7 protein-coding genes and 1 pseudogene are annotated in these 14,426 nt (G+C 42.9%); all 8 read right to left on the bottom strand.

Annotation, left to right across the window (positions count from 1 at the left end; translation table 11 throughout):
• Nucleotides 1–9: 9 nt before the first annotated feature.
• Complete coding sequence (locus RIH33_RS09095) at nucleotides 10–1,146, bottom strand: type II secretion system F family protein (protein ID WP_406650637.1); 1,137 nt, start codon at nucleotides 1,144–1,146, stop codon at nucleotides 10–12.
• Entirely contained in the window at nucleotides 1,133–1,594 is a 462-nt protein-coding gene (locus RIH33_RS09100; RefSeq protein ID WP_406650638.1) for a type II secretion system protein J, read from the bottom strand. Before RIH33_RS09100 ends, RIH33_RS09095 begins: the two co-directional genes overlap by 14 nt.
• A complete protein-coding gene (locus RIH33_RS09105; protein ID WP_406650639.1) occupies nucleotides 1,575–1,916 on the bottom strand; it encodes a hypothetical protein in 342 nt (113 codons plus the stop codon). The genes RIH33_RS09100 and RIH33_RS09105 overlap by 20 nt, the downstream gene beginning before the upstream one ends.
• Nucleotides 1,916–3,139, bottom strand: coding sequence for a hypothetical protein (locus RIH33_RS09110; protein WP_406650640.1), 1,224 nt, complete (start codon nucleotides 3,137–3,139; stop codon nucleotides 1,916–1,918). Before RIH33_RS09110 ends, RIH33_RS09105 begins: the two co-directional genes overlap by 1 nt.
• A 147-nt stretch (nucleotides 3,140–3,286) precedes the next feature.
• Entirely contained in the window at nucleotides 3,287–3,820 is a 534-nt protein-coding gene (locus RIH33_RS09115; RefSeq protein WP_406650641.1) for a hypothetical protein, read from the bottom strand.
• Nucleotides 3,821–3,945: 125 nt separating this feature from the next.
• On the bottom strand, nucleotides 3,946–5,259 hold the full coding sequence (locus RIH33_RS09120) for a hypothetical protein (protein WP_406650642.1): 1,314 nt from the start codon (nucleotides 5,257–5,259) through the stop codon (nucleotides 3,946–3,948).
• 522 nt (nucleotides 5,260–5,781) lie between these two features.
• Nucleotides 5,782–5,937 (bottom strand): annotated as a pseudogene (locus tag RIH33_RS09125) (DUF2442 domain-containing protein); the annotation flags it as partial.
• Nucleotides 5,938–6,340: 403 nt separating this feature from the next.
• Nucleotides 6,341–14,323, bottom strand: coding sequence for a hypothetical protein (locus RIH33_RS09130; protein ID WP_406658708.1), 7,983 nt, complete (start codon nucleotides 14,321–14,323; stop codon nucleotides 6,341–6,343).
• Nucleotides 14,324–14,426 lie beyond the last annotated feature (103 nt).

A 14,426-nucleotide genomic window follows, 5' to 3' on the forward strand; every position in this document is an offset into this window, starting at 1 on the left:
TCCATTTTTTTAATTACCAAAATCCATACTTGAAGATAATTCAAACATCGGAAGATACATTGCAACCAGTATCACCCCAACCACCAAACCTAAAAATATAATCATGAAAGGCTCCAGAAATGTGGCCATTAATGCGGTCTTATGCTTGACTGAGTTTGTGTAATCGGCAGACAATTTTTGAAAAAATGAACCAAGTTGATTTACTTCCTCACCCACTTTGATCAGTGCGATCATTTGATTGTCAAAAATAGGATACTTTTCAAATGCTTCGGTGATCGTTTTGCCCTGAACCAGATCGGTTTTAATCTTATCCAGCACTTCCTCAATGTGCAAAAAACCAATCATTTTCTTAACCATGTCCAGTGTATGCACCATGGGTACTGCCGATAGAATGAGCAGTCCCATGCTATCGCAAAATCTGGCCAGATAAATTTGCCGGTAAATTTCACCCCCAAGCGGCACCCTGAGCCAGACCCATTCTTTGAACCACCTAAACCTTCGGTTATTCCTGAAAACATAGATCGAAAGAACCACCGCACCAATCAATGAGAAAAGCAACCAGGCATTGGATCTAAATCCTCGGGACAGGCCTATGACCGTTTTGGTCAATGCTGGCAAGTCATTGTTGAATCGCAGAAAAACCTCCTCAAACATTGGGATGATAAAAAAGATCATGAAAGAGACTGCTCCGAAAGAGGTTAACATGATCAAAACCGGATATGACAGTGTACTCACTATTTGTCTCCGCTGAGCGATCTGATTTTCAAAATAGGTGGTTAATTTTTCAAAAACCAAAGTCAAACGACCAGTCTCCTCCCCGATTTTCAATGAAAACACCTCATAGGGCGTGAAATCCCTGAACTGTGCCAATGACTCTGAGAGTGACTTCCCCTTCACAATTTCTGCCAGCACCTTTTGCAATTTCTCTCTGGTCTTTTTGCGCTTGAGCTGCTGAAACAATATTTCAAAAGAGGCTCTGATATCCACACCAGACTGTTGAAGCACATTCAGCTGTCGGTAGATGGTCTCTTTTTCTTTATCGGACACCCTATGCGGGAAAAGGTCAATTTCTTTGTTCAGAAAAGACTCCTGTTTTTTCTCTTTAGTGACCTTTCGGTCAGATATGTCCAGATCAGAAAGTTTCAATGGTCCTATTCAACTGATTTTCACTCGAAACTATCCGATATAGTTGGAAACAATGACTGTTTTCTCCAAAATATAGGCATGTCTGTATCACACCTGGCATATTTTCCTCCATTGATACATTCAGGTCCATCCCTACGGTATCTATCATTCGTTTACCTACCCGTACCAGCACCCCCCCTCCAAACTGATAATCTATTGCTCCATCTGGTAACATGAGCTGCAATTGATTGGCTGACAGGGTATGAGTATCACAAGCCTGAAAATCTTTAGACAGCAGGTATTCCACCCGTGCACTCTGGGTTATCTGTTCGGCTTTCCCTTCAATCCTTCCTTTATATCCTTGCACAAAGGAAATGACCCCCCAACCCAGTGACATAATAAGTGATGCGATGATCATACTCACCAGCATCTCTATGATGGTAAATCCACTAATCCTCTTCTGACACATAAAAAATGGTAGATGCTTGCTTTTTCAACCCTGTGCTGTCCTGCCCCATACAGGAGGCGATCATGATATGATCAAACCCCTGAAAGTCCCTCACTTCATACGATAAAGATAAATGGTCTGCGGAGAAAGTAAGAGGTCGAGTGTGCTTCATCGCCACCAACGAGTCTAAATGGTGTATAACCAAATTCTTTAGCTCCAGCTCTCGGTGGGCCGGAAACGCTCGGTAGAGATTAAATGATACAATCACCGCTACGGACAATAAAATGCTCAGCAATACCATGGATACTATGCCTTCGATAATTGTATACGCTTTTAGTCGCATCAATTGAGATATTTTAACACCTTGCCTTCTTTCTTATAAAACCACTGGGGCAGCGCCAGGAAAGCCGTGTCCAGCTTAGTACCATCAATGGTCGCATTGAATAAATAATTTTCATAGACCCCTGTTTGCGAATTGACCAGAAAGCGCTTCACTGTCACATGACCTTCTACGGTACCATAGGTTTCCAGCATGCCATTGCAATAGATCATACCATGAAACTGTGTACCATCCTCCAGATAAATCACCCGCCTTCTGAACCCATCCTTACTCCCGTCCATCAGGATCCAGCCAGCAATCTCACACTTCCCACGCGTTTGAATGGTGGCCAGATCATCACGATTATAAGTAGCCAGAACCGTCGGATAGGTCAACTTCACATTGTTGTGAATAATGATGGTATCTGTGGCGAAAAATTGACCACTGCCATGAAAACCATTCAGAAACTCAATCACAGGAGCATAAGCCACAATATCTGTGGTTCGGGCCAAAGTATCAAAGACCAGACGAGTATTGGAAGTAATCAGCACATGGCCTGAATACACTTTGTTCACCCCAACATTACCTGCTTTGACCTGTACAAGATCAGCACCAAATGAATTGGTCAGTGTGTCTTCGTCTGGCTCAGCTTCCCCGCCTGCTAATTTTTCAATCTTCGTGAAAGCCTCTTTCAGTGCCACTTCGGGAAGCTTTTTCTCGCTTTTCAGCTCTTGTCCATAGATGAGCGAATCATTGGTATACCCCACCCTGTTAATATAGGCGCTTTGCACTCCAGATACTGGTAAGAAACAATCTCCAATTAGACGTGTGTCTCCCACTAGCGAAAGCGGACGTCCATCGTCCACCAGAAATACGGCTGACCTCCCTTGTGGTGCTGGACGATGGGCTAAGGTATAAATACGACTCACTTCCAGGTCTCCCTTATATGCCGTGACCCGGTATAGGTCCAGCAGTCCCCATGCCCTACGTAAGATATTAATGCTATCTTGTTCCTCCCCATATAGATCGTAATGATAGGCCTGGTCATATGCAAAGTGGTCATACTCACCAAGCGTCATCTGTATCCCGGAGGCCAGATTTTTCTGGAGTCTGATTCTGGTCAGGTAGTGGCTATGCTCCATGCGTGCATAGTAGACATATAGCGTAAGCATCGATAACACCACACTCACCAGCAAGCTAATGGCCAGCACATAGGATAACACACCACCCGATACTCTAAAAATCATTGGGGTGAATTTAACAAAGATGTGGATGAGGGCTGTGTGTGGTGAAAAAAATCCTTATAGTGCTCCCGAAGAAACTATATTATGCGCTTTTAGCAGTAGCTACAAGCTCGCGCTAGCGGGGGCTGTTTTTACAGAAGATACTAAGCATTAATCTATAAACCGACTCACACTATCTGGCTTAGAGCCGTATTCCAAAAAGTGAAACGTTTCATCATGTTCTCGAACATCTGAACCACTCGCATTCTGTAACCGATCAATATGAAATGTAGTATCATTCAGTATTTCACCTGAATAAATCCATGTATCCTCTGGGGGCCATTGCTCATAGACAATACTATCATCATTCACTTTAAATAGCCCCCAAATAAAACGTGCATTACCAGCACCCCAGTCAATATTTTGGTATACTAAAGAGTCGCGTGATGAAGTACCATACCTCAAAACACCATTCCTGTAGAAGAAAGTGAAGCGATAAAGAGACTCTTCAGAATCCTCAACCATGGATCGGTACACCCCATCCACTCTCAATTCCTGTCCTAGGTATGGTTCTTTTTTAAAAGTAAGGTCGTCCGGTAAGTCTTCTTTACAACCTGTAAAACCAAGTAACAGGCCTGCTAAAGTATAAAACATTATATTTTTCATCAAACGGGACAACACACCTCCTGATATTCTAAAAATCATTGGGGTGAATCTAACAAAGATGTGGATGAGGGCTGTGTGCGGCTGAAAAAATCCTTATAGCGTTTCCGAAAGAAACTATTATTTATGCTCCATTTAATCAGTCACATCCCGACCACCTACCTTTTTCAATGTTCATTTTTCAGATCAGAGACTGTTTCCTTTAGCTTCTGCATCTCTTTCATCAACTCGATCTGATAAAGCGTCAACTCCTCGATCTTCTCCAGCAACTTAGCGTTCATTTCGCCTAAAAGGATTCCATTCTCGGCTACTTCCGCTGCAGACGGGATGCCAGGCAAGTGTTTATTGACTTTGATGAATTCTGAGGTTTCCTGAAGTGATGGAAGGTTATAATCTTCATTGAACACATAGTCTGGCCAGGGTGAGGCTTCTACTTTCACTTCTTCCATGATTGCCTTGCCAGCTACTGCAAGATGATAATTTGTTGGGACCGTCTCAGTACCTATCCCCACTCCGCCATTGTCTAGCAATACCATTCGATGTTCTCCGGCTACTTCGTCATACAATCCAAAGAATGTTTTGTCTTTTCGCACACCAATTGACCACTTGTTCTCATCCCCAGTTCTGATTAAATAAGATGCATACCCCCCTTCAGTTTGACGGTTAAGGACTACATTATTTTCACAACAGTCCAAACCTGTATCTACAATCACAGCCCCGCCAGGTACATATAAACCTCCATCTCTTTTAATGCTTACTAAAGTCTTATTTAATGTGCTATTTCTGTACTTCCCCTTGAAATTCAGTGCATCTCCCAAACCATCATATTCTATCGCAAACGGTGCATTGGCCGGATTATCCAATGAAAGTTCATTCTCCCAAAACTCAATTCTGGCAGATGCATTCAAGTTCTCAGTATCTGCACTCAAGATAAGCCGTTGATTATCACCATGGAGCTCCAAATTACCAGCAGGTGAAGAAGTCCCTATACCTAAACTTCCTCGATTCAAAATAAAATCTCCGGTCTGTTCCTTTACTTCAAAAATCCATCCTCCATCTTCAGGACTGTATAATGCCAAGGCTCTATCTTCAGCATCTTTCGTCTTTGACATTAGAAAATACTGTGATTCACCTGGCACAGCAAATCTAATTTGATCTAATTCACCGTCAAAAGTAAGCTTAGAACTGAGTAATATTGACTGAAATTCGGCTTTTAGAAATTTCATATTCCGAGTATCAATCAAGTAACCCAATTGATTATCGTCATTATCCCAATAGAAGAATGTTGGTCTCCATTCTGATGAAAAATTCCCTCCCCCATTGTTATTCCGATCCCAAAGAAGATAAGTAAAGTCCTTGGACTTCATACTATCCACATAGGCTGTAACTTCTTGATTAGCGAACTTCAAGCCTTGCTGAGCACATAAAGTGAGTGTACAAAAGAAAGGACAAGCAACAACAATCATTTTAATATAATTCATGACTAAATAGTTTTGGTTAGTTAATGGTGACAAAGTTTCACAGGGAGAAAATGAATAGATCTTCGACTCTTTTTCAAGAACATGGTCTGGAGCAACTCCTAGCTGTTAGGTAGTTTCACTTACGGTGACTAGAATAGAATCGAAATGATACACGATATAAATAGCAGTTAGGCTATCGCATCTCGACGATGCAGTTGAGTAGGAATGCATCATAGGTGGTGATCGGTTAGTTAATCCAGACTAAAATGAATAAAAAAAATAAACCTTCCAAGTATTTTATAGAAAACTGAATGCATTGTATTGGAAACTCACTTTTCACTTGCTAGAAGTGTCCCCTCGCGCTTCTAAACACGAACCGAAGCGGGAGAGTCCCTACCACACCACTCTCAGCAAGAGACACCAGCGGCGCGCTGGCGCCGGCTGGGGTAGCAGGTCCAATCCCTCTTATTTAGCCAGTTACAAACTGACCACTTATTTATTAGGCTTAAGTTACGCTGCGCTAAACTTAAGCCAGAGGGGGACCTACGCAACTGAATTGACAGGCTCCATACTTGAGAGCATAACAGCCTTCAAAAACCCTCTGAGGCTAAGGTCTTCATCTAACTCAGGCCAATGAACTCCTGTGCGGCTGATCTCATATTGCTCCAATTGTGATTGGGTGGCACCTTGAAGCAGTAAACTTGCTAATGGATTCTTTCAATTCTTTCTTGTTATTTAACACAATTAGCATCAAATCCATATCCACATCAAAAAACATCTTCTGAACCCTCAATCCACCTTCAAAAATCATTCGATCTATGGGATCAAATCACTCCTTATTTTCCCTTAAAGTATTCATTCCATTTCTCTATTAGGTAATCCCGATTTTCTACTACAATCTTCCTGATCTCTCATGATTAAAGATATTCAAAATCTTCTTTCATTACCACCCGGCGCTGGTGCGAGCATTTTGCTCGTACCATATCCATTGCTGCAACGCAATTTCACCATGCATTTCTTTGCTTTTAGACACGAGCTACAAGCTCGCGCTAGCGGGTGAATTTAACAAAGATGTGGATGAGGAATAGTAATTAATATCTCACTACTCCTCTATGCACCTCACTACACCATAGTTTTCAACTTTAAAGTTCGCGTCAGTCCCGGGAAAACTTCCGTCTTTAGTAATCTGAATTTCACCATACACGGTAAGATTCCCACCCGATTTGACAACCAAGCCGGAATCATCACCTGCATTACTAATCTGTATTTCATCACATATCTCGGTACCATTCACTGTGATTATCTGACCTTTTATGAGAGCAATATCGCCTTTGACTGGATAGGTATCTGAAAGCCCCGACCCGGATGGTGTAAATGACCATATTCCAGCATCCCTCCAATTACCATCTGCAACAGACCACAAAGTACGGGCTCCAGCTATCACCACTGAAGAATTGGACGTTTTCGAATTTGAAGATACTGTTAAGGTGTACTCACCTGGTTGAAAAACATTAATTGTAGGCTCTGTTCCTATTTCTGTACCGTTGAAACTCCATGAATACGAGTCATAAAGGGTGGATTCACTCTCTAAGGTCACCCCTGAAGCATCGGTAATCTCAAGTGAGGATGTTGAAATTTCAGCAACCGGTAAGACCTTCACTTCAACAATCGACCTTTCCGAGCGCGTGCACTCCTCCATGGTCAGATCAATGGTCTCAACATAAAATTGTTTATTGCCGGTAGCAGAAAAGGAGTACATCGGACCACTGGCCAGAACAGTGAGGGTCTGTGCGGATGAAAACCATTCATAACCATATCCCTCATCTACCACGCTAACGGTCACTCCCTGGGATCCGAAAAAGACAAAAGGCTGTTCTGCTGGCTCGGGCATGGGAGGAGAAACTACATCTACCTGTATTGCTGGGCTTGTAACTTGACACGCATTATACGAGGCTACTCTGCGGTACCAGGCGGTAGATTCCAGTTGTGAAGAAACAAACCTCGTAACTCCAGAGCCTGAAATGCTTTCAAAACCCGTCATAGCTGAAACGATTGACTTTTGCCATGAATAAGTCACACTCACTGGAGAAATAAACGAATGAGTCGCTGCCTCGATACTATTTAAGGTAAAACTTTGACCGGGGCAAACCTCATTACGCTCTACACCTATCTGACCGGCGAACAAACGATTAACAACAAATTCAACAACATTCGAATATTGTATGCAACCGTTGTTAAAATAGGTTTTCCTTCTATACCAGGTCTTGTCCCGAAACTCAGCACCGGGATCAGGGGTGATCGTCTCGCTGTTGCTACCCGGAATGATTTCAAAACCCGATTCTTCAGAGGTGGTAGAGACTTCCCACTCATAGTGATCAACACCGCCAGTGGTCATAGACACCTGTAATGGGGATATTTCAGTATCACCGTAGCAAATTTCGTCTGGTTCAGTGATCTCGCCCCCTACGCCACCCAGGACATTTACAGTGACCGTGTTGCTGTATTTATCTACACATTCTCCAAATGGCTCAGCTCTCCTGCGAAACCATGTGGTTTGAGAAATTCCTCCTGTCATACTCAATTCCGTTGATTTATCGGACAGGGTGGTAAAACCGGACACCGCAGATACAGTAGATTTTTGCCACCTGTATCTCATTGTTCCAATGCTTCCGCTTGCAGCCTGAGAAGAGTTGATCATAAAAGGTTCCCCAACACAAACGTCACCTCCACTGTATTCAATGGACCCGGCAACAAAACCAGGAGACTGATTACATGAACTCCAGATCAATGAAAAACGACCCGAATATTCGGCCCCAACCCTGTGATCAACCGAAAGATAATATGTACTTCCAGCCGTCAGTCCAACATACTCAAGGGTCCGATTACTTGGACTATCCGGATCATACCCCACACTAGCCAATTCCACCAATTGATCCGTATACAACGCCAACATGCCATATTCGAGTGGATCGGCTAGCGATCTGGTGTCTATGGAAATATTCATACCATTATACGGAACCACCATTTTGAACCATACATTTTGAGAAGGTCCCTCCTGCCAGTTGGACGGTTTGTCCCGATCAGGACTTGCATCCTTGGAATCAAAAAACCAGCGACTGTCAAAAGTAGCATTGAGCAAATCACTTTTTGACTCTAAAAAGGTAATGTCATACGCTTCAGCTGGGGAATCATTATAAGAAAGAGACTCCATACACACTGTCATCATGCTGGACCCAGATGCTCCGACATTTAAGTAATACAATTGATCCGGGATCATGTCAATGTAAACGAGCTCAGATCGACCGGTCATCAATACATTCCCCTGACTATCATGTAAGGCCATATATCGATCATCAATGGTTAACCTTACTGCTTCCCTATTTGCCCAAAACTTAAACCATACGTTGGACCTTCCGTTCCCCCAACCTGGCGGAATGGGGCCATCTACTGAATGAGTTTCAACCACAATGTCTACACAGGAGGAATCATTCAAAACAAAGGCATCAGCCAAATTGTCATTGGACGCAAATGTATTGGCCTTTAAAGAAAAGGTACCCGGATCATCGGATTCCACGTAAAAATAATAAGTGGAATCCACTTCCAACTGACCATAAGAAATGGCGATATCTTTATCCCTTTTTGAATAATTATTATAGACATATTTCAACACCTCCCCATTACCATTCGTCAGACCGATACCTAATTCACGAGCATCTCCTTGAGAGCCATAGGTCTCTGCTCCCAATGTAACCCCGTTCTCCACAGCCTGGAACTTAAACCATACCCTGTTCTCTCCCGGAAAACCAGATGGTCCATCAAGTTTTGGGACATTAAGATTATTAAATTCTTTGTTAGCAGATGTATAAGTACCTGATATGGAAAGCACCGTTGCAGTTTGCATACTCCAGCTTTTGTCTGAATTCTCTATTTCCAAACGGAAATCACCGTTTCTATTGCTGGCCTGATCGCTACTCACACTTACATAATACCAATCATCAACATCAAGTCCGGAGAGATAAATAGTCGTAGCACTCCCTGAACTTTCTTTTAGAGTTAAAATAGTCCCAACCGAATCCAACAATGCCAACTTAGCGTTATCCGCATCCAAATCGGACACCTTAACCATCACGGAATTACCCACAGCCTGAAAGCTAAACCAAACATTTGGATCACCTTCCCAGGACACCGGGAAATTACCATCATAAGTACAATTCGCAGTGGTGAAGTATCGATCATTAATAGCTGGTTCATCGTTGGATGAGTAGTTCGTAGGATCTCCAATAACAAAAGGAAACTCTTTAGTGTTATTACTGTTATAGCTTTCCAAACCCAATGTAAAATTCCCACCATCATCATCATTTCCATCTACCGCCATCTCATACCAGTTACCAATCACCAGATCCTTAGAGGTAATCGCCAAACCCACACTTCTAGCACTTAAAATTTCTTCGCCACCAGCCTCGTAAAGTGCGATCATCGGCATCTCCAAATTTGAGAGTTCGTCCACTGTAATAGATATAGCATTATGAGTCGCCTGAAACTTAAACCATACATTCCTATTTGGCCCTTCATTCCAATTCTTAGGTTTGATTCCATCCGGTGTTGCTCCCTTATTATTCTGAGGCCAGAAGTTTGGAGGTGGTGGGGATGGATACCCCTCCGGAGTTAAGATAAAGGCCGTAACATCCAGTGCGTCGGCTCTACTATCTGCCACATTGAGGCTCTTAACGGACAAAGCTAAATCTCCTCCATTAGGGTCTTCCTGATCCACGCTAATATAGTACCACTCCCCCGGTTGTAACGCGAGATCAATGATCTTCTTATCATCACTCAAGCCTGATCCGATAGCTTGCTTTAATTGCAGCTGACTGTCCCAGAGCGCCAACATCCCCGCATGGGTCAGGTCCGATGTATTTTCAGTATACGCCAATTTTATTCTCGCACCCAAAGCATCAGCTTGAAACTTAAACCAAACATTGTGATGGGGACCTGTAGACCATTCATCGGGTTTAATACCATCGGGAGTGCCGCCGGAAGTTGTAAAAGGTTGGGAAAAAGCGCCATCAAGATTGGTAATTATTTGAGCAGTTTCAGGAGTATCATTATAGTTGAATGGTGTAATACACAAATTGAAAGATTCAACGCTGGGTGGCCCGTTCGCGACTAAAACATAGTACCACTCCCCGGCTATCATTTCATTGTAATAGCTCAATGTTTTGCTCAACTGAGGTGACTCTGTATTGGATCCCAACACCTGTCCCTCGCCATCGAGGAAATAAAATCGGCTACTGGTTAATGTTTCAGATTCAAGAGTTACTTCGACGCTGTTATGATTCGTGCCTTGAAATTTAAACCATTGGTAATGACTCCTATTCCCCAGCCAACTATTGACAGGAGTTCCTTCTATGACCACCTCATTGGTAGCAAATGAACCCTCTGGAGAGCAGTAACCCGATGACACATCTGGTATTCCCAATGCGGATGTTTGATAATCATAAACTGAACTATTGTCAACATGCAAGGTGAAATGTCCTGTCTGACTGTCATCATTATCCACGTTGATGTAATACCACTCCCCAATTGTCAAGTTGGTATAGTATATTATCCTGGGGTCGAACCTTCCCCCAGAGGAGATTCCCAAAATTCCGTCCAGAGCTATCATTGGATCTTCAAGTGTTCCAAATTCACCACCCGTCTTTAATTCTATTTTTACCCCTTTGGCAACTGCCTTAAATTTGAACCAAACGTTCTGTTTGGGATGTCCACTGGGCCACCAGGGAACCGCTCCACCATCTTGTGTTGCAAAAGCATTATGAAACTCTCCATTTCCGGATTGATAATTATCTACATCTTCAAGTACATATGCATTCTCCTTTAAGTCGTTCGACTCAAAGGTGTCAAAACACAATCCAAAGAATCCTTCATTCTCACTATTTGAAACCCCAACATTAAGGTAATACCAGGATCCAATAATCAAATTGGTGTATCGGATGTTTCCAACATTAAACCCCGTACTGATCAGGTCATTATTTTGATCATCAGTCAGAGCCAAATAAAAAGAGCTTACCCCATCATCGACATCAGGAGTCAGATTGATACTAATCCCCCCTTCCGTGGCTTGAAATTTAAACCATACATTACGATCCACGCTCCCCCCCCAATTATCAGGTCTAAAACCATCAAAACTAGCGCCTACACACATAAAAGAATTCTGCGCAAAACAATGATTATCAAGAGAATCCACAACCAATGCCTCTGATTTTTCATCAAAAACCTGATAGTTCTCCATACAAAGTGAGAACGTACCTTCGTCACCATCTACACTTAAATAATACCATTGACCAATGGTAAAATTGTTATAAACCAATGAATTGTGTGGGCCCATTACATTGGTCAATTCATGAGCCCCGAGATCAAACAGCACCATTTTCATGGAGTTCAACGTGCCCACCTCTTGTCCATTTTCATCAAGCATGCGACGAATTCTCATAGCTTTTGATGTTGCCTTAAATTTGAACCACACATTATGATTAGGATTAGGAAATCCTGAAGGCGTTGGCCCATCAGGAGTAGCACCAATATTGGAAAAAACCTGATTGACATTGCAAAAATTCTGATCCGTCAATTCTCTGGCATAAGCCATCTCATCATAAGATTGATCAAGGCAAAGGGTAAAAGACCCGCTTCCATAGGTATGCCGACTATCAACTGCGATATAATACGACTCTCCAATTACCAAGCTACTATATCCCAATCCTATATCATCATTTTCTGTTCCACCATAATCCTTACTGGTCAGCTCATTTTTCTGGTTATCATATAAAGCCAACATCGGGAATTCTATATCCCCCTCTTCTCCATCAGTCTTAAGTATAATGTTTACCGTTTCTGATGTAGCATGAAACCTAAACCACACGTTTTTATTAGGTCCAGTTGACCATGCACTTGGCTTAATACCATCGCCTGAAGCCCCAACATTGGTAAACTCTTGTAAATCCGAACAATAAGGCCATGAACTACTTAGCATTTTCGCGCTTTGCCAAAAATCAAAGTTCTCGTAATTATCTACGCATAAGGTAAATGTCCCACTGTAAGAAGAAGATGATCGGGTATCGACACTTATGTAATACCAATCGCCAATCGTCAACCCTTCATAATCAATGGAACGGTCGGAGGAAGATGAACTATAACCAACACTCTCTATTTCCACCTGACTAGCATCATATAGCGCCAGCATGCCATAACGTAAAGTTCCTTCGGAATCAGAAGTTTTCATATCAATTCTGACCGCCCATTCAGTGGCCTGAAATTTAAACCATACATTCCTATTTGGACCCTCCTGCCAATTTGAAGGTCTTGGTCCATCCGCTGAAGCATCTGAGGTAGAGAACTCTCCAAGAGAAGAACAGTATCCATCTGTATTTGACAGTTCCATGGCGCCTACCCAATCGTCGAAGGTTGCCGGGTAATTGTCCACACATAAAGTAAATGTCCCTCCGCTACCATAGCGATCATCAACACTGACATAATACCAATCCCCAACAATTAAACCTTCAAAATCAATGGATCGGTCTGAGGAAGATGAACCATAGCCAATGCTCTCTAATTCTACATCATTTGCATCATACAGGGCCAACATCCCATAAGTAAGTGTGCCCTCAGAGCCTGACGTCTTCAGGTCAATTTTCACTGCCCATTCACTGGCTTGAAATTTGAACCACACGTTCTTGTTGGGACCTGTTTGCCAGGAAGAGGGTCTCGGACCATCCGATGTAGCACTTGAAGTGGTAAACTCCTGAAGCGCCGAACAATAGCCATTTGATGGTAGTTGCTGAGCCCCTGCTTTGGAATCAAATGTAGCCGGATAACTATCCACACATAAAGTAAATGTCCCTCCATTACCATAGCGATCATCAACACTGACATAATACCAATCCCCAATTACAAGTCCTTCATGGTTGATTGTGCGGTCCGAGGAAGATGAACCATAGCCAATGCTTCCTAATTCTACATCATTTGCATCATACAGGGCTAACATTCCATAAGTAAGTGTGCCCTCAGAGCCTGACGTCTTTAGATCAATGCGTACTGCGGATTCATCGGCTTGAAATTTGAACCATACGTTCTTGTTAGGGCCTGTTTGCCAGGAGGAGGGTCTCGAACCGTCCGATGTAGCACTTGAAGTGGTAAACTCCTGAAGCGCCGAACAATAGCCATTTGATGGTAGTTGCTGAGCGCCTGCTTTGGAATCAAATGTAGCCGGATAACTATCCACACATAAAGTAAATGTTCCTCCGCTACCATAACGCTCATCAACACTGACATAATACCAATCCCCAACAATTAAACCTTCAAAATCAATGGATCGGTCTGAGGAAGATGAACCATAGCCAATGCTTCCTAATTCTACATCATTTGCATTATACAGGGCTAACATTCCATAAGTAAGTGTGCCCTCAGAGCCTGAGGTCTTTAGATCAATGCGTACTGCGGATTCATCCGCTTGAAATCTGAACCATACGTTCTTGTTAGGGCCTGTTTGCCAGGAAGAGGGTCTCACACCATCCGGACTTGCATTCATGCTATTGAATTCCCCTAATTCAGAGCAATAATTTCCATTTACTAAATTAATTTCAAGAGCTCCTTGCTTGCTATCATTGGATGAAACGTTACCCTGATCCAAACACAGGGTGAAACTACCCTGATTCGGCACTCCACCATCACTATCAACTCCCACATAGTACCATTGGCCAACGATCAAACCATCAAAAGAAAGAGACACGTCACTATCAGGAGCAGTGTAAGATCTGCTAGTTATGGCATAATTATATCCTTCCTCCCACAATGACAGCATTCCGTTTCTTAACGTTCCCTCTGTGCCTCCCACTTTCAAATCAACCTTCACTGAATTCGCCGTGGCCTGAAACTTATACCACACGTTCGAGTACGGACCACTCGGCCAACCCGAAGGGCGATTCTTGTCTGGTGTGGCCCCGAGGTTATTATACTGTCCTTCGCCAGAACAAAATCCTACCTGACTCGGTAAAACAATCGCATTTGTGAAATTGTCGTTGCTTTGATCCAAACACAGGGTGAAACTACCCTGATTCGGCACTCCATCACTATCAACTCCCACATAGTACCACTGGCCAACGATCAAACCATCAAAAGAAAGAGATACGTCACTT

This window comes from Marinoscillum sp. (assembly GCF_040222955.1).
Taxonomy (GTDB): Bacteria; Bacteroidota; Bacteroidia; order Cytophagales; family Cyclobacteriaceae; genus Marinoscillum.